Origin of the sequence: Actinomadura monticuli (assembly GCF_041463655.1) — a bacterium.
GTDB lineage: Bacteria > Actinomycetota > Actinomycetes > Streptosporangiales > Streptosporangiaceae > Spirillospora > Spirillospora monticuli.
Window position 1 is genome coordinate 75,587 of record NZ_JAXCEI010000020.1, and the last position, 19,961, is coordinate 95,547.

At 76.5% G+C, this 19,961-nt stretch carries 21 protein-coding genes; 9 read left to right on the forward strand and 12 right to left on the reverse strand.

Features of this window, described 5'->3' with window-relative positions; translation table 11 throughout:
* Nucleotides 1-36 precede the first annotated feature (36 nt).
* Both SM611_RS32405 and SM611_RS32410 read right to left on the reverse strand, forming a co-directional pair.
* The gene (locus SM611_RS32405) at nucleotides 37-1,098 is read right to left on the reverse strand and encodes an NAD-dependent epimerase/dehydratase family protein (RefSeq protein ID WP_371954136.1); all 1,062 of its coding nucleotides are present in this window, start codon (nucleotides 1,096-1,098) and stop codon (nucleotides 37-39) included.
* 100 nt (nucleotides 1,099-1,198) lie between these two features.
* Nucleotides 1,199-2,281 (reverse strand): aminotransferase class V-fold PLP-dependent enzyme, encoded by a 1,083-nt coding sequence (locus tag SM611_RS32410; protein WP_371954137.1) that lies wholly within the window; start codon nucleotides 2,279-2,281, stop codon nucleotides 1,199-1,201.
* Nucleotides 2,282-2,365: 84 nt separating this feature from the next.
* On the opposite strand from SM611_RS32410, the gene SM611_RS32415 reads away from it, so the two are divergent.
* Complete coding sequence (locus tag SM611_RS32415; protein ID WP_371954138.1) at nucleotides 2,366-3,256, forward strand: LysR family transcriptional regulator; 891 nt, start codon at nucleotides 2,366-2,368, stop codon at nucleotides 3,254-3,256.
* Here the strand turns inward: SM611_RS32415 and SM611_RS32420 are convergent.
* Nucleotides 3,253-4,029: an IclR family transcriptional regulator gene (locus SM611_RS32420; RefSeq protein ID WP_371954139.1), complete on the reverse strand. Its 777-nt coding sequence runs from the start codon at nucleotides 4,027-4,029 to the stop codon at nucleotides 3,253-3,255. The two genes, SM611_RS32415 and SM611_RS32420, sit on opposite strands and share 4 nt — an antisense overlap.
* A gap of 61 nt (nucleotides 4,030-4,090) precedes the next feature.
* Between SM611_RS32420 and SM611_RS32425 the strand changes: the two genes are divergently transcribed.
* Nucleotides 4,091-5,470 (forward strand): cytochrome P450, encoded by a 1,380-nt coding sequence (locus SM611_RS32425; RefSeq protein WP_371954140.1) that lies wholly within the window; start codon nucleotides 4,091-4,093, stop codon nucleotides 5,468-5,470.
* A gap of 32 nt (nucleotides 5,471-5,502) precedes the next feature.
* On the opposite strand, the gene SM611_RS32430 is transcribed toward SM611_RS32425, so the two are convergent.
* Both SM611_RS32430 and SM611_RS32435 read right to left on the reverse strand, forming a co-directional pair.
* Entirely contained in the window at nucleotides 5,503-5,874 is a 372-nt protein-coding gene (locus SM611_RS32430) for a VOC family protein (protein ID WP_371954141.1), read from the reverse strand.
* Nucleotides 5,875-5,971: 97 nt separating this feature from the next.
* Nucleotides 5,972-6,442: a PPOX class F420-dependent oxidoreductase gene (locus SM611_RS32435; RefSeq protein ID WP_371954142.1), complete on the reverse strand. Its 471-nt coding sequence runs from the start codon at nucleotides 6,440-6,442 to the stop codon at nucleotides 5,972-5,974.
* A 95-nt stretch (nucleotides 6,443-6,537) separates the two neighbouring features.
* On the opposite strand from SM611_RS32435, the gene SM611_RS32440 reads away from it, so the two are divergent.
* A complete protein-coding gene (locus SM611_RS32440) occupies nucleotides 6,538-7,062 on the forward strand; it encodes a pyridoxamine 5'-phosphate oxidase family protein (RefSeq protein ID WP_371954143.1) in 525 nt (174 codons plus the stop codon).
* A gap of 768 nt (nucleotides 7,063-7,830) precedes the next feature.
* On the opposite strand, the gene SM611_RS32445 is transcribed toward SM611_RS32440, so the two are convergent.
* Together SM611_RS32445 and SM611_RS32450 are read right to left on the reverse strand one after the other, a co-directional pair.
* On the reverse strand, nucleotides 7,831-9,189 hold the full coding sequence (locus SM611_RS32445) for a hypothetical protein (protein ID WP_371954144.1): 1,359 nt from the start codon (nucleotides 9,187-9,189) through the stop codon (nucleotides 7,831-7,833).
* 2 nt (nucleotides 9,190-9,191) lie between these two features.
* Entirely contained in the window at nucleotides 9,192-9,608 is a 417-nt protein-coding gene (locus SM611_RS32450; RefSeq protein ID WP_371954145.1) for a cupredoxin domain-containing protein, read from the reverse strand.
* 129 nt (nucleotides 9,609-9,737) lie between these two features.
* Here SM611_RS32450 and SM611_RS32455 point away from each other — a divergent pair, with 129 nt between their 5' ends.
* From SM611_RS32455 to SM611_RS32465, 3 genes are read left to right on the forward strand one after another with little or no spacing between them, the layout of a single operon-like run.
* Complete coding sequence (locus SM611_RS32455; protein ID WP_371954146.1) at nucleotides 9,738-11,597, forward strand: hypothetical protein; 1,860 nt, start codon at nucleotides 9,738-9,740, stop codon at nucleotides 11,595-11,597.
* The gene (locus tag SM611_RS32460) at nucleotides 11,594-11,812 is read left to right on the forward strand and encodes a hypothetical protein (protein WP_371954147.1); all 219 of its coding nucleotides are present in this window, start codon (nucleotides 11,594-11,596) and stop codon (nucleotides 11,810-11,812) included. The genes SM611_RS32455 and SM611_RS32460 overlap by 4 nt, the downstream gene beginning before the upstream one ends.
* An 11-nt stretch (nucleotides 11,813-11,823) precedes the next feature.
* Complete coding sequence (locus SM611_RS32465) at nucleotides 11,824-12,615, forward strand: SDR family NAD(P)-dependent oxidoreductase (protein ID WP_371954148.1); 792 nt, start codon at nucleotides 11,824-11,826, stop codon at nucleotides 12,613-12,615.
* 67 nt (nucleotides 12,616-12,682) lie between these two features.
* Here the strand turns inward: SM611_RS32465 and SM611_RS32470 are convergent, their stop codons facing one another.
* From SM611_RS32470 to SM611_RS32480, 3 genes are all read right to left on the reverse strand, one after another.
* On the reverse strand, nucleotides 12,683-13,156 hold the full coding sequence (locus SM611_RS32470; RefSeq protein ID WP_371954149.1) for a TIGR00725 family protein: 474 nt from the start codon (nucleotides 13,154-13,156) through the stop codon (nucleotides 12,683-12,685).
* Between the two features lie 7 nt (nucleotides 13,157-13,163).
* Complete coding sequence (locus SM611_RS32475; protein ID WP_371954150.1) at nucleotides 13,164-13,463, reverse strand: 4a-hydroxytetrahydrobiopterin dehydratase; 300 nt, start codon at nucleotides 13,461-13,463, stop codon at nucleotides 13,164-13,166.
* Between the two features lie 479 nt (nucleotides 13,464-13,942).
* Nucleotides 13,943-15,238, reverse strand: a complete 1,296-nt coding sequence (locus SM611_RS32480; protein ID WP_371954151.1) for a hypothetical protein — start codon at nucleotides 15,236-15,238, stop codon at nucleotides 13,943-13,945.
* Between the two features lie 394 nt (nucleotides 15,239-15,632).
* Here SM611_RS32480 and rsgA point away from each other — a divergent pair, with 394 nt between their 5' ends.
* Together rsgA and SM611_RS32490 are read left to right on the forward strand one after the other, a co-directional pair.
* Nucleotides 15,633-16,712 carry a ribosome small subunit-dependent GTPase A gene (gene rsgA / locus SM611_RS32485; protein ID WP_371954152.1) on the forward strand — a complete coding sequence of 360 codons (1,080 nt, stop codon included), beginning with the start codon at nucleotides 15,633-15,635 and terminating at the stop codon, nucleotides 16,710-16,712.
* Nucleotides 16,670-17,224: a GNAT family N-acetyltransferase gene (locus SM611_RS32490; RefSeq protein ID WP_371954153.1), complete on the forward strand. Its 555-nt coding sequence runs from the start codon at nucleotides 16,670-16,672 to the stop codon at nucleotides 17,222-17,224. The genes rsgA and SM611_RS32490 overlap by 43 nt, the downstream gene beginning before the upstream one ends.
* Before the next feature lie 70 nt (nucleotides 17,225-17,294).
* Here the strand turns inward: SM611_RS32490 and SM611_RS32495 are convergent, their stop codons facing one another.
* Together SM611_RS32495 and SM611_RS32500 are read right to left on the reverse strand one after the other, a co-directional pair.
* Nucleotides 17,295-18,161, reverse strand: coding sequence for an ABC transporter permease (locus tag SM611_RS32495; protein ID WP_371954154.1), 867 nt, complete (start codon nucleotides 18,159-18,161; stop codon nucleotides 17,295-17,297).
* Nucleotides 18,158-19,129 carry an ATP-binding cassette domain-containing protein gene (locus SM611_RS32500; protein WP_371954155.1) on the reverse strand — a complete coding sequence of 324 codons (972 nt, stop codon included), beginning with the start codon at nucleotides 19,127-19,129 and terminating at the stop codon, nucleotides 18,158-18,160. Before SM611_RS32500 ends, SM611_RS32495 begins: the two co-directional genes overlap by 4 nt.
* A gap of 95 nt (nucleotides 19,130-19,224) precedes the next feature.
* Between SM611_RS32500 and SM611_RS32505 the strand changes: the two genes are divergently transcribed.
* The gene (locus SM611_RS32505) at nucleotides 19,225-19,941 is read left to right on the forward strand and encodes a TetR/AcrR family transcriptional regulator (protein WP_371954156.1); all 717 of its coding nucleotides are present in this window, start codon (nucleotides 19,225-19,227) and stop codon (nucleotides 19,939-19,941) included.
* The last annotated feature ends 20 nt before the right edge of the window (nucleotides 19,942-19,961 follow it).

Consider the following 19,961-nt stretch of genomic DNA (forward strand, 5'->3'; position numbering starts at 1 on the left):
GGTCAGACGCTACTTTCAGTGATGGGACGGCAACCCTTACGAACTGGTGACGGGCGAACCGGCGGGCATCTCCGCAGGCATCTCCGCAGGCGTCGCGGCGAACTCGGCCATGCCGTCGGTGAACGCCACCGACGGGGAGAAGCCCAGCTCGCGGCGGGCGCGGTCGGGCCGGGCGACGATGTGGCGGACGTCGCCGAGCCGGTAGCCGCCGGTGACGACCGGGGCCGGCCCGCCGGCCGCGGCGGCGAGCGCCCGCGCCATGGCGCCGATCGTGCGGGGCTCGCCGCTGGCGATGTTGTAGGCGCGCACCCCGCCGGGCTCGGGCGGGCCGGCCGCGACCCGCTCCAGCGCCAGCACGTTGGCGCGGGCGACGTCGCGGACGTGCACGAAGTCGCGGCGCTGCCCGCCGTCCTCGAACACCAGCGGCGCCTCGCCGTTCAGCAGCCGCGACCGGAAGATCGCCGCGACGCCCGCGTAGGGGGTGTCGCGCGGCATCCGCGGCCCGTACACGTTGTGGTAGCGCAGCGCGGCGGCCGACCCGCCCGTGGCGCGCGCCCACGACGCGGCAAGGTGCTCCTGGGCGAGCTTGGTGTCGGCGTAGGCGTTGCGGGGGTCGGGCGGGGTCTCCTCCCCGACGGCGCCGGGGGCCAGCGGCCGCCCGCAGCGGGGGCAGGGCGGCTCGAACCGCCCGGCCTCCAGCGCCTCCCGCGGGCGGGGCCCGGGACGGACGGGCCCGTGGCTCGCGCAGGCGTAGGCGCCCTCCCCGTACACCACCATCGAGGACGCCAGCACGAGGGCGCCGACGCCGGCGCGGGCCATCTCCGCCAGCAGCACGGCGGTGCCCTGCACGTTCGCGGAGGTGTAGGCGGGCAGGTCGGACACGTCGACGCCGAGGCCGACCTTGGCGGCCTGGTGGCACACGGCCTCCACACCGGCCAGGCGCCGCGCGACCGCGGCGGCGTCGCGGGCGTCGGCGGGCGCCGCGCCCAGCCCGTCGGGACGCAGGTCGAGGCCGCGGACGCGGTGCCCGGCGGCGGTGAGCGCCGCCGCGATGTGCGAGCCGATGAATCCGGCCGACCCGGTGAGCAGTACGTTCATGGCGACGAACGTAGGCCGCGCGGCGCGGCCGGGACGGCGTGCGGGGCACGGTCAAGGCACCTTGTTCGAACCTTGTAAGAACTTCACCCGGCCCGGCGGGTCACGCGGCGACGAGGGGGGCGAGCAGCCCGACGGCGGCGTCGACGTCGGCCTCGGTGGTGGTGAGGTGGAACGCGCAGCGCAGCCGTCCCGCGCGCACGGTGGCGATCACCCCGTTGCGGCGCAGCATCTCGGCGGTGCCGTCCGGGACGGCGACCGACACGATCGCCGAGTCGCCGGGCGGCAGGCCGAGCCCGGCGGCGAACCGGCGGGCCAGCGCCACGTCGTGGTCGTGGATCGCGGCGACCCCGACCCGTTCGAGGAGTTCCAGGGCGGGGGCGTGCCCGGCCCAGCACTGCCACGCCGGGGACAGGTCCAGGCGGCGCGCGTCGCCGGCGAGCCGCAGCGGCAGCCCGTAGACCGAGTCCCAGATGTCGGCGCCCGCGTACCAGCCGGCGCCGATGGCGGGCAGCGCGTCCAGGGCCTCGCGGGTGCCGGTGAGGAAGCAGGTGCCGCGCGGGCCGAGCAGCCACTTGTAGCCGCCGGCGACGAGCCAGTCGACCTGCCCGGCGGGTAGCGGCAGCCACCCGGCGGCCTGGGTGGCGTCCAGCAGGATCCGGGCGCCGTGCGCGCGGGCCGCGCCGATCAGGTCGTCGATGGGGGCGATGCGGCCGTCGGCGGACTGCACCGCCGACACCGCGACGACGTCGGCGCCGCCGGCGACCTCCTCGGCGATCCGCTCCAGCGGGACGGACCGCACGGCCAGTTCGGGCCGCGCGGCGAACGGGAACAGCAGCGAGGTGAAGTCGCCGTCGGCGACCAGGACCCGCGCGCCGGCGGGCAGTGACGCCGCGACCAGCCCGACGTAGTAGGACACCTGCGGCCCGCACGCGACCCTTGCGGCGGGGACGCCGAGCAGCCGCGCGAACGCCTCCCGCGACCGGGTGACCGCCTCGTCCAGCGCGGTGGGGACCATCAGCCCGGCGGCCCGGTCGCGTTCGGCGGCGAGCATCGCCTCGTGCGCGGCGCGCGGCGGGAGCCCGTAGGTGGCGGTGTCGAGGTAGGCGGCGCCGGCGGCGAACTCGCGCTGCGCCCGCGCAACGGTCGGCAGCCCGGTGGAGACGCGCTCATTGGAGGAGGTCATGCACCGATCGTGGTGCACCCGCGTCCCATAGCACAAAGTACGGTTTTCTGGGTGTTCCATCAGCCGGGTTGATACCTTGCGGGGATGCTGGACCTGCACCGGGGCCGGATCCTGCGGGAGGTGGCGCGGCTCGGCTCGATGACCGCCGCCGCGCGGTCCCTCGCCTACACCCAGCCCGCCGTCTCGCACCACATCGCGCGGCTGGAGGCCGAGGTCGGCACGCCGCTGGTGGTGCGGCACGGCCGCGGCGTGCGGCTGACGGAGGCGGGGCGGGTCCTGGTCGAGCACGTCGAGGACGTCCTGGCCCGCATGGACGACGCGCAGGAGCGGATCGCGGCGATCGCGGGGCTGCGGGCGGGGCGGGTGCGGGTCGCGGTGTTCCCGACGGCGGCCGGGGGCCTGCTGCCGGACGCGCTGGCCCGGCTGCGGGAGCGGGCGCCGGGCGTGTCGGTGACGCTGGTGGACGCCGAGCCGCCGGAGGCCCTGTCCCTGCTGCGCGCCGGGGAGACCGACATCGCGGTCGTGTTCCGGTACGCGCACATGCCGCCCGACGCCGACGCCCGGTTCCGCGAGGTCGCGCTGGCCGAGGACCCGGTGAGGCTGCTGGTCCCCGCCGGGCACCGGCTGGCCGCCGCGGACCGGCCGCGGCTGGAGGACCTGGCGGCCGAGACGTGGGCGTCGGGCTGCGCCCGCTGCCGCGACCACCTGCGGTGGGCGTGCGAGCGGGCCGGGTTCGTCCCCGACATCGCGTTCGCCACCGAGGACCATGTCGCGATCCAGCGGCTCGTCGCGCGGGGCCTGGCGGTCACGACGCTGCCGGCGCTGGCGCTCGGCCTGCACAGCGAGCCGGGCGTCGCCGCCCCGGACGTGCCCGCCGTGGGGAGCCGCCGCATCAGCGCGGTCGTCGCGGCCGGTCCGCGGCCGCCTGCGGTGGCGGCGCTGCTGGACGAACTGACGGCCTGCGCGACCCCTTAGGACAGGTGGCGGTGCAGGTCGGTGAGGCGGCCGGCGGCGGCGAGGACGGCCTCGGCCAGGCCGGGCAGCCGGTCGTCGCCGAACCGCACCGCCGGGCCCTGCAGCGCCACGGCCGCGAACACCCGCCCGGAGCCGTCGCGGACCGGCGCGGCCACGGCGCGGACCCCGGGCAGGCGCTCCTCGTCGCTGACGGAGTAGCCGCGCTCGCGGACGAGCCGCAGGTCGGCGTCCAGTTCGCGGCGGCTGGTGAGGGTGGCGGGAGTGTAGCGGCGGTACGGCTCGTCCATCGCGACGGGGTCCTCGCCGTAGGCGAGCAGCACCTTGCCCATCGCGCACGTGTGGATCGGGTTGCGGTCGCCGGGCGGCTGGTCGTAGCGCAGCGGATGCGGCGACGGCAGGTGCAGCAGGATCGCGACCTCGTCGCCGGCCCGCGCGCCGAGGCTGACGGACTCGCCGATGCCGTCGCGCAGCGCGGTCAGCTCCGGCTGCAGCAGCGTGGCGCCCATCCGCTCCAGCGCGAGCCGGCCGAGGATCGCGGTGGTGGGGCCGAGGAAGTACCGCTCGGTCGCGGGGTCCTGCGCGAGCATGCCGGTGGCGTGCAGGGCGTGCACGATGCGGTGCGCGGTGCTGACCGACAGGCCGAGCCGGTGCGCGATCTCGGTGGGGGTCTGCCGGGCGGCGTCCTCGAAGGAGCGGAGCACGGCCACCGACCGGTCCACGGTCTGGGTTCCCGGCTTGGGGTGCTGTGTCCCTTCTCCGCGCTCGCTGGTCACGCGTCCCATACTCCCACCGGACCGGGACGCGCCTCGCGCAGGGGCGTGCCATAGTGGGCGAGTGGCCTCCCAGACCCCGGTACGCCAGACCCGTCCGTCCAGGACCAGCGGGGCCCGGGGCCCGTCCCCGTCGCTGACCGCCCGGCACGGGGTCGCGTTCGCGCTGAACCCGTGCGCGAGCCTGCTGCGCCTGTACGCCGAGGCCGGCCCGGTCGCGGCCGTCGGGACGCGCCGCCGCCCGTTCGTGCACCTGTTCGGCCCGGACGCCAACGCGTTCGTGTTCGCCAACTCGGGGCTGTTCCGCTGGCGGGAGGCGTTCGACCTGCTGGTGCCGGTGAACGGGGAGACCGCGCTGATCGTCAGCGACGGCGCCGACCACCGGCGGCGGCGCCGCCTCGTCCAGCCGGCGTTCCACCACCGCCGCGTCGCCGGGTACGTGGCGCGGATGGCGGACAACACCGACGCGGCGCTGCGGGCGTGGCGGCCGGGCCGGACGCTGGACGCCTACGCCGAGCTGCGGTCGGTGATCCGCCGCAGCACCGTTGAGGTGCTGTTCGGGGACCGCCTCGCCGCCGACGCCGAGGTGATCGGGCGGCGGCTGCAGGTCGCGCTCGCCGCGGTCGACCAGAACTTCGTCCTGCAGATGGCGTTGCGGTCGCTGCCCAACCCGTACATGCGGCGCGTCGCCGCGGCCCGCGCGCAGGTGGTCCGCCGGGTGGACGAGGAGATCGACCGGCGGCTGGCCGGCGGCACCGGTGAGGACGAGCGGGACGGGCAGGGCGACGTGCTGGGCATGCTGCTGGCGGCCCGCGACGAGGACGGCGCCGGCCTGACCCGCCAGGAGCTGCAGGACCAGGTCATCTCGCTGATCTCCGCCGGGTACGACACCACGAGCGCGGCGATGGCGTGGGCGGTGTACGCGCTGCTGGCGCATCCGGACGCGGCGGAGCGGGCCCGGCGGGAGGTCGCCGAGGTCGTCGGCGACCGTCCCGTGCGGGCCGCCGATCTCCCGGCGCTCACCTACCTGGACGGGGTGGTGAACGAGACGCTGCGGCTGTTCCCGCCGGCCGTGCTGAGCGCCCGCGTCCCGGTGGAGGACTTCACCTACGCCGGGCACCGCGTCCCGGCGGGCGCGATGGTGCTGTACTCCCCGTTCGTGACGCACCGGATGCCGGAGGTGTGGCCGCAGGCGGGACGGTTCCGGCCCGAGCGCTGGGACCCGGCGTCGCGGCTGCACCGTCCCGCGACCGCGTCGACGTACCTGCCGTTCGGCGGCGGGCCGCACCGCTGCATCGGCTCGACGCTGGCGACGGTGGAGATCAAGACGATGCTGGCGTGCCTGCTGCGCGGCCCCCGGCTGCGCCTGGTCTCCCCCGCCGCCGTCCCGACGAGCGTGACCGCGATGCGGCCCCGCGGCGGCCTGCCCGTCGAGGTCCTGTAACGCGGGGCACCCGGCCGGGCGCCCCGCGGCGGTCAGGTCTGCCGCAGGCAGGCGCAGAACGGGTGCCCGGCCGGGTCGGAGAGCACCCGCCACCGGTCCTGGCCGGGCTGGAACTCGAACGTGCCGCCGCCCAGCTCGGCGACCCGGGCCTCGGCCTTGTCGAGGTCGTCGACGTAGAGGTCGAGGTGGAACTGCTGGGGCCGGTCCCCCTCGGGCCACGTCGGCGCCCGGTGGCCGGGAACGCCCTGGAAGTAGACGTCCAGGCCGTTGGGCAGCTTCACCGCGGCGGCCTCCGGCGTGTCGTAGGTGATCTCGCCGCCGGTGAGGGCCGCGTAGAACGCCGCGAGCGCCGGCGGCTCCGGGCAGTCGAGGGTGACGGCGGCGAATTCCGCGATACCGGACATGGGCAACTCCTCTGTCGTTGGGACGCACCCACCCTCGCAGGAGAAGCTGACACCTTCTGTCAGGTACCGCGGCGCGATCAGCGGGCGGGCCCGACGGTCACCGGCCGGTGGCGAGGCGGGCGGGGAACCCGCCGGTGGCGACGGGGCCCCAGCGGTCGATGGTGACGCGGATCAGGGACTTGCCCTGGGCGCGCATCGCCTCCCGGTACTCGTCCCAGTCGGGGTGCTCCCCGGCGATGCGGCGGTAGTAGTCGACGAGCGCGTCGGCGGCGTCGGGCATGTCGATGACCTCGGCGGTCCCGTCGACCTGGACGTAGGGGCCGTTGAAGTCGTCCGACAGCACGCACGCCGACACGCGCGGGTCGCGGCGGGCGTTGCGGGCCTTGGCGCGTTCGGGGTAGGTGGAGATCACGAGGCGGCCGCGGTCGTCGACCCCGCACGTCACCGGGGACATCTGGGGGCTGCCGTCGGAGCGGACGGTGGACAGCAGCGCACGGTGGCGGGGACGCAGGAATTCGAGCAGTTCGGCGCGGCCGACGCGGTTCGCGGTGGCGATGGAAGGAGCCATGGTCCCCACTTTAGGGACCGGGCGGCGATGAGTTCGGGGGCGCCGCGTCGTCTACACCGTGACGACCCGGCCGACGAGGGAGAAGGAGGAGGACGATGAGCGAGCGTGAGCCCGTCGAGGCCCGCAATCTCGACATCTACGGCGCCGGCGAGCTGGCGTGGGAGACCGTCCGGGACGCGCTGGTGGAGGCGCTGCCCCGGATGGAGACGGCGGCGTTCCTGGGGACGGTCCGCCCTGACGGGCGGCCGCACTCGGCGGGCATCGGCCCGCAGTGGCGCGACGGCGACGTCTTCTTCGTCAGCGGGCCGGGCACCCGCAAGTCGCGGAATCTGGCGGCCAATCCGGCGTGCACGCTGTCGGTGCGCACGGCGAGCGGGGACGTGGTGCTGGAGGGGACGGCGGAGCGCGTCACCGACCCGGCCGTCCTGGAGCCGGTCGCGGCCGGGTACCGGGAGGGCGGCTGGCCGGCGCAGGTGGAGGGGGACGCCTTCACCGCGCCCTACAGCGCGCAGAGCGCGGGCCCGCCGCCCTGGCACGTGTACCGGTTCACCATCCACGCCGCGGTGGCGCTCAGCACGGTGGAGCCGTACGGCGCGATGCGGTGGAGCTTCGGCTCCTGATCGTCGACTTTGGTCTACGGTCCGGTCGCCGTTCGGGCGTTGGGCGGGCCGCCGGCCGGCGGCGAGACTGGCGGCATGGCAGGGGGCATTCCACCGGCCGGCCGCTGGACGCTCGTGGACGGCGGGCGCCGGCTTGAGGTCGAGACCGAGCGCGCGGGCCGGGAGTACAGGGCGCGCCTGTACGCGGACGGCGACCATGCCGCGGAGGCTGCGGGGTTCCCGGGGGTCGAGCTGCCCTTCGGGGAGTCGACCGTGGCCGTCGTGTTCGGCGCCGCGGGGCTGCTGGACGGGCAGGCCGCCCGCTGCGAGCTGCGCCCGCCCGACCCCGGCGAGGAGGACGGCGAGAACGACGAAGAGCGTGAGGGCGGCGGGCCGCGCGCCGAGCCGGTGCCGTTCGCGCCGCCCGAGGGGACGCGGGCGGCGCGGCGGGAGGCGTTCGCGCGGGCGCATCCGGTCCTGTACGCCTCCCGGCACGTGGCGGCGGCGGCCGGGAAGGTGCTGTTCCCGCTGCTGGGGCTGGGCGTGCTGGTGAAGGTGCTGCTGGGCATGGTCCCGCGCCCGGACGTGCGGCTTCCCGACATCGACCCGCCGTCGCCGCCGTGGCGGTCGATCCGGCCGGTCCCGTGGCCGGACGCGGGCCTCCCCGATCTGCCGGAGGTGTCGCTGCCGCCGTGGGCGCGGGCGGTGCTGGGGACGACGAAGCTCTGGGTGCCGGTCGTGATCGCGGTGGGGGTGGCGGCGCGGGAGGTGCGGCGGCGTGCCGGGCGGTCAGCCGCTGAGCAGGGCGAACAGTCCGGCGCAGGTGAGCGCGACCATGACGGCCGCGACGGGGAGCTGCCCGCGCGGGGCCGGGCCGGGGCCGCGCAGGGCGAGGTCGTGCGCGGCGATGGTCCCGGCGATGTGGCCGAGGACGATGGCGTTGACCTGGACCTGGGCGGTGAGGGTGGGCCCGGCGAGGTCGTAGTCGATCCGGTTGCCGGTGGAGCCGAGCAGGTTCGCGCCCGTCCCGAAGGGGTCGCTGGCCAGGATGAACGTGGTCTGGCCCTCCAGGACGAGGAACGAGAAGTAGTGGGCGAGGGTGTAGCCGAGCGCGATCGGCAGCAGGGTCGCGGCGAACCGTGCGGGCAGCGCGGCGGGGTCCTGGCCGGTCAGGCGTGCGCTGAGCCGCAGCGCGGCGGCGTATCCGGCGGTGACGGCGGCGATGGCGGCGGCGAGGCCCAGCGTCCCGGCGGGGACGCTGGAGGGGTCGACGTTGTCGCGCCAGTAGGTGGTGCGGGTGATGCCGTCGAACCCGGTGGAGCCGATGAGGACGCACGCGGTCGCGGTGAGGCCGGGTTCGGCGGCGCCGCCCATGAGGCCGGTGAGCGGGGTGCGCAGCACGAGCGTCCCGTCGCCGCGCCGCCCGATGGGGCAGAGCCGGGCCAGGAGGCTGGAGTAGGCCTCGAACCCGTCCCCGCGGGTGAACCAGTCGCGGCCGAACCACCAGGCCGGGGCGAGGTTGGCGGCGGCGTAGGCGAGGATGAGCGTCCCGACGAGCCGGGGGTCGGAGCGGTGCGGCGCGACCAGTTCCAGCCATACGAACCCGGTGAGCCACGCGGCGGCCGGCCAGTAGCCGAGGCACGCCGGGAGGGGGCGGCGGCCGTCGGGCGGGGTGCGGGTGGCGCGGCAGAGGGCGGCGTGCAGGGTCCGCAGCGGGTTGACGCGCCGCCATACGGGCCCGAGCAGGACGCTGGCGGGGACGAGCCCGACCCAGAACGTCACGAACAGCGCCCAAGGCGCCAGGTTGGCGCCGTCGGAGCGCGGCCCGGCGAACGCGACGGCGACGACGAACGCGGCGGCGGCGAGGGCCAGGAGGCGTCCGGCGAGGGTGAGGGCGGGCGAGTCCAGGGCGCGGGCGAGCGCGGCGGGCAGCGGGCGGCCGGCGTCGGGGTGCAGGCGGGGGCGTTTCCACGCGGCGGTGAGGGCGGCGAATGAGGCGGCCACCGCGATCCCGCCGCCGGCGATGGCGGCGACGGCGTCCAGGGGCAGGTCGGTGCGTCCGCCGAGGCCGTGGGCCAGGACGTGCGCCCCGCCGGTGAATCCGCCGGTGAATCCGCCCGCGAGGCCGCCGGTGATGCCGCCGGTCACGGTCAGCCGACCTGCAGTTCGAGCACGCGGGCGCCGGAGTGGTGCAGTTCGGCCTCGAACACGCCGGGGGTGGCGGCGGTGAAGCGCAGGGTGGCGGGGCGCCCGGGGGTGATCTCCAGTTCGCGGTCGTAGCCGTGCAAATGGAACTCGTCGGCGGTGTCGCCGGTGACGGTGATCTCGACGACGGCGCCGCGCGCGACCTTCACGCGCCGCTGCGCGGTGCGGACCTTCCCGCCGGTCACGGTCACCGCGATCCGGACGGCCGGCGGTCCCGGGGCGGCCGGGGACGACGGCGCACCGGTGGCGGAGGGGGCGGCGGGGGTCCCGGACGGCGCGGCGGGCGCGGGCTCCCCGCATCCGGCGGACGCCGCCAGCGTCAGGGCGGCGGTGGCGGCCCCCGCGATGATCCGCAGCCTCATGGCGTCCCCCTCGTCCCGGTGTCCCACACCACAGATTGTGACACTAGACAATGACACATTCAAAAATGACATACTCCTGTCGGGGTTGTTCGCCCCTTCTGTTCTGGTTCCTGAGGCGAGGGAGCACCGGTGTCGGACCACCTGACGGGCACGCGAGCGCAAGCCGTGCTGCGGCTGGCCGCCGAGGCGCCGGCCAAGCCGGCGGGCGGCGCGGCCCTCGACCAGATCCTCATCGCCTCGACCGGCGCCGCCGCGCTGACCGCGGTGCTGCTCGTCCTCGGCTGGGGGCACCGCACCGGCCGCATCACCGTGCTGGACCGCATGGCGCGGGCGGCCGCGCGCGGCGCCGGTCGCGGCGTGCCGGGCTGGGCGGCGCTGCCGCTCCAGGTCGCGATGGTGTCGCTGCTCGTCGCGCTCCTCGGCATGTACTGGGACATCTCCCTGCACATCTCGCACGGCCGCGACGAGGGGCCGCTGGCCAACATCGCCCACTACCCGATCCTGATCGGGCTGTTCGGCATCTTCACCGCCGGCGTGCTGGCCGTGGTGCTGCCCAGGGGCGAGCGTCCCGGCGCGGCGTCGGTGCGGATCACCCGGGACTGGCACGCGCCGGCCGGCGGCGTCCTGCTGGCCGGGGCCGGGTTCTACGCGCTGCTCGGCTTCCCCCTCGACGACGTGTGGCACCGCATCTTCGGGCAGGACGTGACGCTGTGGGGGCCGACGCACCTGATGCTGATCGGCGGGGCCGGGCTGTCGCTGGTGGCGCTGGCGATCCTGGAGCGGGAGGGCCGGAGCGCGTGGCGGGGCCCGGAGTCCGAGCAGCCGCCCGGCTGGATCCGCTACGCGCGGCGCTGCATGCTCGGCGGCGGGCTGCTGATCGGGCTGTCGGTGTTCCAGGCCGAGTACGACTTCGGGGTGCCGCAGTTCCGGCTCGTCCACCAGCCGCTGCTGATCGCGCTGGCGGCGGGCTGCGCCCTGGTCGCGGTGCGGCTGTGGGCGGGACGCGGCGCCGCGCTGCTCGCCACCGCGTTCTACATGCTCGTGCGGGGCGGGGTGTCGGTCCTGGTCGGCGGCGTCATCGGCGAGCTGTGGGCGGCGGTCCCGCTGTACTTCGCCGAGGCGCTCTGCGTGGAGGTCGCGGCGCTGGCGCTGGCGCGGCGGCCGCTGGCGATGGGCGCGCTGTCGGGGGTGCTGATCGGCACGGCCGGGTTCGGCGCCGAGTACGCCTACGGGCAGGTCGCGTTCCGGCTGCCGTGGACGCCCGACATCCTCACCGAGGGCATGGCGATGGCGGTCACCGGCGGCGTCGCGGGCGGGCTGTGCGGGGCGCTGCTGGCCGAGGGCCTGGCGGGCCGGGCGCCGCGCCGGGCGGTGTCGCGCGGGATCTTCGCGGGGGCGATCCTGGCGGTGTCGGCGGCGGTCGCCAACGGCCTGGTGATCGACGTCCCGCAGGGCCGGACGGCCACCGTGACGCTCACCGGCGTCAGCGGCGACGCCGCGCACCGCACCGCCGGAGCCCGCGTCGAGTTCTCCCCGGCGGACGCGGTCGACGGGCCGGCGTGGGTGACGGTGACCGGCTGGCAGGGGCAGGGCCTGCACGTCGACCACCTGGTGCGCGAGCGCGAGGACGTCTACCGGACGAGCGAGCCGATGCCGCTGCACGGCGGCTGGAAGACGCTGATCCGCGTGCACGACGGGCGGACCCTGGCCGGCGTCCCGGTCTACATGCCCGCCGACCCGGCGATCGGCGCGGGCGAGCTGCCCGCCGCCGCGCGGTTCACCCGGCCTGTGCAGAGCGAGCGGTCGGTCCTGCAGCGGGAGCTGAAGTCCGATGTGCCGGGCTGGCTGTGGGCGGTGTGCTCGGCGGTGGTGCTGGCGTGCACGCTGGCGCTGGTGATCTCGTTGGGCTGGGGCGTCGCGCGGATCGCCCGCCGGCTGCCCGACACCGAGCCCGCCGCGACCGCGCCCCGGGAGAGGGCGGGCGCGTGACCGCCGCGGGCGTGCTGGCGTCCCATCCGATCATCACGGCGGTGCCGTTCTTCGTGCCCACGTTCATCGTGGTCGCGGTGATCGCGGTGGTGATCTGGCGGGACCGCCGCCGCGGCGACGACCCGGCCCAGGACGACCCGGCCCAGGACGATCCCCGTCCGGATGGCCCCGGTTCGGGCGGCGCCGCCTCGGGCGGGCCGCCGCAGCAACCGTAGACTCTGCCGTCATGAGCGACCGGCCGTCCCCCTCCCCGTACCTGTCGGAGCTGTTCTCGCTGGAGGGGCGGGTGGCGGTCGTGACGGGCGGCAGCTCGGGCATCGGCCGGGCGATCGCGGTGGCGCTGGGCCGCTCGGGCGCGTCCGTCGTGGTGGTCGCGCGGCGGGAGGGCGAGCTGGCCTCGGCGGTCGCCGAACTGGAGGGGCACGGGTGCCGGGCGGCGGCGGTCAGCGCCGACCTCGGGTCGCGGGCCGCGGTCGCCGGGGCCGCCGAGGAGGCCGCGGCGGCGTTCGGGGAGCCCGACATCCTGGTCAACGCGGCGGGGGTCAACCTGCGCCCGCCGATGGACGACCTCGGCGCCGACGTGTGGGACACCACGATGGCGGTGAACCTGGACGCGCCGTTCCTGCTCGGGCAGCGGTTCGGGCCGGGCATGGCGGCGCGCGGCTTCGGGCGGCTGATCCACATCGCCTCGCAGCAGGCGTTCCGCGCGTCGGTGACCAGCGGCGCCTACGGGGTGTCCAAGGCGGGCCTGGTGGCGCTGGCCCGGTCGCAGGCCGAGGCGTGGTCGCCGCGCGGCGTGACCGCCAACACCCTCGTGCCGGGGTTCGTGATGACGCCGCTCAACGCCCGGCTGTCGGCCGACCCGGTGCGGGTGAAGGCGCTCGCCGACCGCACCCTGACCGGCCGCAACGGCCTGGCCGCGGACTTCGCGGGCGCGGCGGTGTTCCTGGCCTCGGCCTCCTCCGGTTACGTCACCGGGCAGTCGATCTTCGTGGACGGCGGCTTCTCCGCCCACTAGGCCCCGGAGCCCCGTCGAGGCGGGCCCGGCGTCAGGCCCGGCGTCTGTCCTGGGGTCAGGTTCGGGGTCAGGCCCAGAGTCCGGTCGCGTCGACGGCCGCGGCCGGGTCGGCGGCGTGCACGATCCCGCCGGGCGGCCGCCCGTCCCCGTCCAGGACGCGCCAGCCGCCGAGCTGCACGACGGGGACGCGCCCGGCGCGCATGGCCAGCGCGATCTCCGACAGCGTCCCCCAGGAGCCCCCGACGGCGATCAGCGCGTCGGCGGCGTTGACGATGACGGTGTTGCGGGCCTGGCCGAGGCCGGTGGGGACGGCGACGGTGAGGTCGGGCCCGGCGGCGGCGCGGTCGGCGGCGGGCAGCACGCCGACCACGGTCCCCCCGCCGCCGCGGGCGCCGGCCGCGGCGGCGGCCATCACCCCGCCGAGCCCGCCGCAGACCACGACGGCGCCGCGCCCGGCCAGCAGCCGCCCGGTCTCGCAGGCCAGGTCCCATTCCCGTTCGGTGCACTCCCCCGGCCCGCACACCGCGACCTGCACGGCCATGGCGGCGCTACCCGGCGCCGTGCCGGGCCGCGATCTCGTCGATCGCGGCGGCGAGCGCGAAGTCCTTGCCGGTGAGGCCGCCGGCACTGTGGGTGGACAGGGTGAACGTCAGGGTGCGCCAGCGGATGTCGATGTCGGGGTGGTGGTCGGCGTCCTCGGCGGCGCGGGCCACATCGGTGACCACGTCGATCCCGGCCAGGAACGACGGCGCCCTCACCTGCCTGCGGATCGCGTTCCCGTCCCGCGCCCACCCGGGCAGCTCCCGCAGGCGTCCGGCGACGGCGTCGTCGTCGAGCGTGTCGGCCATCATTCGCTCCCTGTCCTGGTCGGCCCCCGGCGCTGATGCCCTGCCTTCCCTACCTTCCCAACGCTCCCAACCTTCCCATCCGGCTTGCTTCCCCGTTCCTTCCCCGCATGCGGGCGCGGTCACGCCTTGCCCGGGGACAGGTCGTACAGGGTGGTGCCGCCGACGGCGAAGGTGGTGAAGTTCGCGGCGACCCAGGCGCTGAGGCATGAGGACGTCCAGGACGACCAGGTCGGGGGTGCCGCGTTCCAGGCGCTCCAGGGCCATGACGCCGTCGGCGGTCGTCGACCCGGTACCCCTCGAACTCCGGGCTGCTGGACAGCGATTCGCGGGCGGCGGGCTCGTCGTCCACGACAAGTATCCGCGCGGGTCCGCTCTCCCGGGTGCCGGGCTCCATGCACTCACCGTAAGCACCGCCGGTGGGCGTCCTGCGCACCGGCGGGTGTTTCTCATGGTTCTCTCAGAATCTTCTGAGCGGCGGTTCAGGGCCCGGCCTGCGGTTCGGCGGTCACCTCGATGATTTCGGCGGTGATCTCGGCGGTGGCCTCGGCCCACACGTCGCCGGTCCCGGTCTCGGCGCCGGTGCGGGTCTGGACGACGACGGTGACGTCGGCGGTGACGTCGGCGGGGGCCGGGGCGGGGCGGGTGGCGGTGGTCCAGGTGGTCTTGGCGACGTCCACGACCACGTCGCGGGACACGTCCAGGATCATGCCGCGCAGCCGCTCCTTCATCGCGAGCCGGAGGGCGTCGCGGAGCAGTTCGCGCAGGACGGCCTCCATGGCGGCGGCGGCGGCGCGGCTCGCGGCGCGGGCGGCCAGGTCGCGGGCGGTGCGGGCGAACACGCTGCCGGCGGCGGCGGTGAGCAGGTCCCCGGCGGTGCGAGCGGCCGGCGAGCCGGCGGCGCGGGCGGCCAGGTCCCCCGCCGCGCCGGTGAGCGGGGCCAGGTCGGCGGCCAGCCCGGTGTCGCGGGCGGTGTCGCGCACGGCGGCGGCGAGGTCGCGGGCGGCCTGCTCGGCGGTCTCGCGGACGACCCGGGCGACGACGTCGCGGGCGACGATCATCGCGGCGTCGACGGCGGCGTCGGCGACGGTGTCGACCGCGGCGTCCACGACGGCGCGGGTGGCGGCCTGCACGACGGCCTGCACGACGGCCTGCACCACGGGCTGGGCGGCGGTCGCGGACGCGGTGCGCCCGGCGACGTCCAGGGCGGTGGCGGTCGCGGCGCGGGCCAGCGGGCTGCGGACGGCCAGGCGGCGCGCGGCGACCGTCAGCGGGTGCTGCGCGGCCTGCTCGGCGAGCGCCATCGCGGCGGCGGCGGCCTCCAGCGCGCCGGCGGTGGCGGGGTTGGCCGCGACGGCCGCGCGGGCCTCGGTGACGGCGCGTTCGGCGGCGCCGCGCGCGGCCCGGACGGCGGCGTCGCGGGCGGCCCGCTCGATCGCCCGCATGGCGGGCGTGCCGGACACCTGCTCCAGGATGCGGTCGGCGGCCAGCGCCGCGGCGTCCCGGGCGGCGTCGCGGACCGGTTCCCCCGCCTGCGCGGCGAGCCGCGCGGCCGACGCGGCGGCGGGGGCCAGCCCGTCCCAGATCTCCTCCAGCCGCTGCGCGGCGGCCCGGTCGGCCCGCCCCGCCCGCTCGGCGAGCCCGGCGCCGCGCCGGTCCACGGCGTCCGCGCCCCGCGCGGCCGGTTCCTCGTTCGGTTCCTCGTTCGGGCCCGAGTCGTTCACGTCCGAGTCGTTCACGTTCTTGCCGGTCACGTTCTTGCCGGTCACGTCGTCCACGGCCACGCCCCTCATCGCGATCCGCCCCACAAATCACCATAACTGCCGTCCGGCGAGGTCACGCCCGTGCCGCTCCCCCGGTTTCGCGGCAGGCTCGCGCCCGCCGCGGCCGATCCAGCTCCCCGCCCGGGGAGCGCCCGGAAATAATGGGTGGCGTGGTGCCGGGGCGGGCGAGTAATGTCGCGTGCGCAAGCACAGTGGGACATGCACGGTGAGACAAGCGTGATGAGAGGGGTGGGGATGTATGGCCGTCGTCGCGGTCGCTGCCGCGCGCAGCACTCGGTCCGTCCTCATCCCCGGGGCCGCCGGCTGACCTGAACCCGCACGGCCGCGTCCGCGGCCGGTTCGCGGTGTCCGCGCGCCGGGCCCCCTTCACGCAAGGGTTTCCAAAGCAGTGTCTTCCGTATTCGCGGGGTCGTCCCCTCTGGCCGCCTACGGCTGGGACGAGACCCTGGAGAACGAGTTCACCTCTCATCGCGCCGCGGGGCTGGTCCCCGGGCGCGTGGCCGCGGTCGACCGCGGCCTGTGCGACGTGGTCACCGAGGACGGCCCGGTCCGGGCGTCCACGGGGCCCGTCACCTCCGATGACCCGGCGCCGTGCACCGGCGACTGGGCCGCGCTGGACCCGGACGGCCCGGACGAGCGGCCGGCGGTGGCGGCGCTGCTGCCGCGCCGGACCGCGATCGTGCGGTCGTCGGCGGCGCGGGACTCGCGCGGCCAGGTGCTGGCCGCCAACGTCGACACCGTCGCGATCGCGGTGTCGCTCGCCACGAGCCCGGACCTCGGCCGCGTCGAGCGGCTGCTGGCGCTGGCGTGGGAGAGCGGTGCGCGGCCGGTGGTCGTGCTGACCAAGGCCGACCGGGTGCCCGGCACCGCCGCCGCCGAGGCGGAGGCCGCCGCCGCGGCCCCGGGCGTGGACGTGGTGGCGTGCAGCGCGGCGACGGGCGACGGCGTCGAGGCGGTCCGGGCCGTCCTGTCCGGGACGGTGGTGCTGGTGGGGCCGTCGGGCGCGGGCAAGTCCACGCTCGGCAACGCGCTGCTGGGCGCCGACGCCCTGGCGACCGGCGCGGTCCGCGAGGGCGACGGGAAGGGCCGGCACACCACCGTCCGGCGGGAGCTGCTGCCGCTGCCGGGCGGCGGCGTCCTCATCGACACGCCGGGGCTGCGGGGCGTGGGACTGTTCGAGGCGTCGCAGGGCCTGGAGCGGACGTTCGCCGACATCGAGGAGCTGGCCGCCGGGTGCCGGTTCGGGGACTGCGCGCACCGGTCGGAGCCGGGGTGCGCCGTGCTGGCCGCCGTCGAGGACGGGACGCTGCCGCGCCGCCGCCTGGACAGCTACCGCAAGCTGCTGCGCGAGAACGCGTGGGCGGCGTCCCGTACCGACGCGCGGCTGCGCGCCGAGCGGGAGGACCGGCGCAAGGTGATCAGCAGATGGCAGCGGCAGCTGTACCGGGAGCGGGGGCGGGACCGGTGAGGTGGACGGTCAGGCCGGAGACGGCCGCGGACGCCGGCGCGGTGCGGCGGGTGCTCACGGCGGCGTTCCCGACCGCCGGGGAGGCCGACCTGGTGGAGGCGCTGCGCGGCGACGCGGCGTGGGTGCCGGGACTGTCGGCGGTGGCCGAGACGCCCGGCGGCCGGGCCGCCGGGTATGCGCTGGCGACCCGCTGCCGGGTCGGCGGCGGGCCCGCGCTGGCGCTGGCGCCGGTGGCGGTCCTGCCGGAGCTGCAGCGGCGGGGGGCGGGCGGCGCGGCCGTCCGGGCCGTGCTCGCTGCGGCGGCGCGGCGCGCGGCGTCGGGAGGTGAGCGGCTGGTGGTGGTGCTCGGGCATCCGGAGTACTACCCGCGGTTCGGTTTCGCGCGGGCGTCGGGCCTGGGCGTCTCGGTGGCGTTCGCGGCGCCCGTCGAGGCGCTGATGGCGCTCGTGCTGGACGGGCCGGGCCCGGTCCCGTCCGGGACGGTCGCCTACCCGGCCCCGTTCGGCGTGTGAGACGGCCCGCGGCCCGCGGCCTGTGAGGTCGCGGGCCGCGGGTGCCGGGCCGCGGGTGCCGGGGCGGGTGTCAGCGGCCGCGGCGCCGGTAGGTCCGCACCGACAACGGCACGAAGATCGCCAGCAGCAGCGCCGCCCACCCGAGGGTCGCGGCGACCGGGTGGGCGACGGGCCAGGCGAGCCCGGCGCCGTCCCCGGCGGGCGCGCCGGGGTTGCCGAACAGGTCGCGGCAGGCGGCGGTGAGGGCGCTGACGGGGTTCCAGTCGGCGATGACCTGCAGCGGCCCGGGCATGCCGCCGGTCGGGACGAAAGAGTTGGACAGCATCGTGACCGGGAACACCAGCGGGAGGAGCTGGTCGGCGGTCTGCTCGTTCTTGACCACCAGGCCGAGGTAGCAGCCGGCCCAGGACAGCGCGTACCGCATGAGGGCCAGCAGCGCGAACGCCTCGGCGGCGTGCAGGAGGCCGTCGCGGGCGCGCCAGCCGACGACCAGCCCGGCGCAGGCCATGATCGTCATGCCGAGGAGGCCGTTGAGGATCTCGGCGCCGGTCTGCCCGAACGGGACGGCGGAGCGGGCCATCGGCATGGAGCGGAACCGGTCCATGACGCCGCGGGAGGCGTCGGTGGCGACCCGCATGGCGACGGCCATGGTCGCGGTGAAGGTGACCATGGCGAACAGGCCGGGCATCAGGTACTCGCGGTAGTCGCCGCCGCCGGGGACGGAGATCGCGCTGCCGAACACGTACCCGAACAGCACGACCATGACGGCGGGGAAGATCAGCGCTGCGACGAGCTCGCCGGGTTCCTGGCGGATGCGCGACAGTTCGCGGCCGATGAGGGTGAGGCCGTCGGCGGCGGTCCAGCGCAGCCGCGCGGCGCGGGCGCCCCGCGCGCCGGGGCCGCCGTGCGCGGCGGGTGCGGTGGTGAGGGCGGTCATCGGGCGGTCTCCTTCTCGCGTTCGCCCTCGCGTTCGCCGGCGTCGCCGGTGAGGCGCAGGAACACCTCGTCGAGGGTGGGGCGGCGCAGCCCGGCATCGGCGGCGGTGACGCCGGCGCGGTCGAGTTCGCGGACGACGTCGGCCAGGCGGGCGGAGCCGGCGGGCAGCGGGACCGAGAGCCGGTCGCCGTCCAGGGCGGGGTAGGCACCGGTGAGGGCGTGCAGGACGTCGGCGGCGACGCCGGCCATGGCGGGGTCGTCCAGGACGACGTCGAGGCGGTCGCCGATGGAGGCCTTGAGCTGGTCGGGGGTGCCGGTGGCGATGACGCGCCCGTGGTCGACGACGGCGATGTCGTCGGCGAGGCGGTCGGCCTCGTCCAGGTACTGGGTGGTGAGCAGGACGGTGGTGCCCTCGGCGACCAGGCCGCGGACGGTGTCCCAGATCTCGCCGCGGCTGCGGGGGTCCAGGCCGGTGCTGGGCTCGTCCAGGAACAGCACCTGGGGGCGCAGGATCAGGCTGGTGACGAGGTCGAGGCGGCGGCGCATCCCGCCGGAGTAGCCGGCGACCTGGCGGTCGGCGGCGCCGGTGAGGCCGAACCGCTCCAGCAGCTCGTCGGCGCGGCGGCGCGCCTCGCGCCGGGGCAGGTGGTAGAGGCGGCCGAACATGCGCAGGTTGCCTCGTCCGGTGAGCTTCTCGTCGACGGCGGCGTACTGGCCGGCGAGCCCGATGCGGGCGCGGACCTGGTCGGGCCGGCGGGCCACGTCGTACCCGGCGATGCGGGCGTGCCCGGAGTCGGCGTCGGCCAGGGTGGCCAGGATCCGCACGGCGGTCGTCTTGCCGGCGCCGTTGGGGCCGAGGACCCCGCAGACCGTCCCGGCGGGGACGGCGAGGTCGAGGCCGTCCAGGGCCTGGGTGGCGCCGTAGCGCTTGCGCAGCGCCTCGGCCACCACGATCGGTTCCTCCGCCACGATGCCTCCTCTGGGTACGGCGTACGCAACTACCGTAGACAACTGGGTACGACGTACGCAACTAGGATGCTCGGAAAGGACGACGAGGAGGTCCGGTGGCAGGCGCCGAGCGGCAGGTCAGCATCTGGTCGGTCCCCGAGCGGCAGGGCCGGGGGCCGCGCCCCGCCTACAGCCGCGCCCAGATCACCGAGGCCGCGATCCGCATCGCCGACGCCGACGGGCTGGAGGCCGCCTCGATGCGCCGCATCGCCGCCGACCTCGGCACCGGCGCGATGTCGCTGTACCGCTACGTCCCCTCCCGCGACGACCTGCTGGACCTGATGATCGACCACGTCCTGCTGGAGGCCGACATCCCCGCGCACCCGTCCGGGGACTGGCGTGCCGACCTCACGCTGATCGCCGAGAGCACCCGGCGGATGTGGCTGCGCCACCCGTGGCTGGCCGGCCAGCAGCGGCCCCGCGCCGCCTTCGGCCCCAACCGGCTGCGGCTGCTGGAGTTCGCGTTCGGCGCCCTGGACGTCGGGATCCCCGTCGACGAGATGTTCATCCTGCTGGACATGCTGAACGGCTACGTCGAGCGCGTCGTGCGCGGCGAGATCGAGTGGGCGCGGGAGATGCGCCAGAGCGGCCTGACGCCCGAGCGCTGGATGCTCGACAGCGCCCCCTACGTCCGCGAACTGCTCGACAGCGGCCGGTACCCGATGTTCAGGCGCATCGTGGTGGACGCCCGGCTCCCCCACATGACGCCCGAGGAGCAGTTCCGCTACGGCCTGGACCGCGTCCTGGACTGCATCGCCGGCGCGCTCCCCTGACCCCGGCGTCCTCCTTCGTT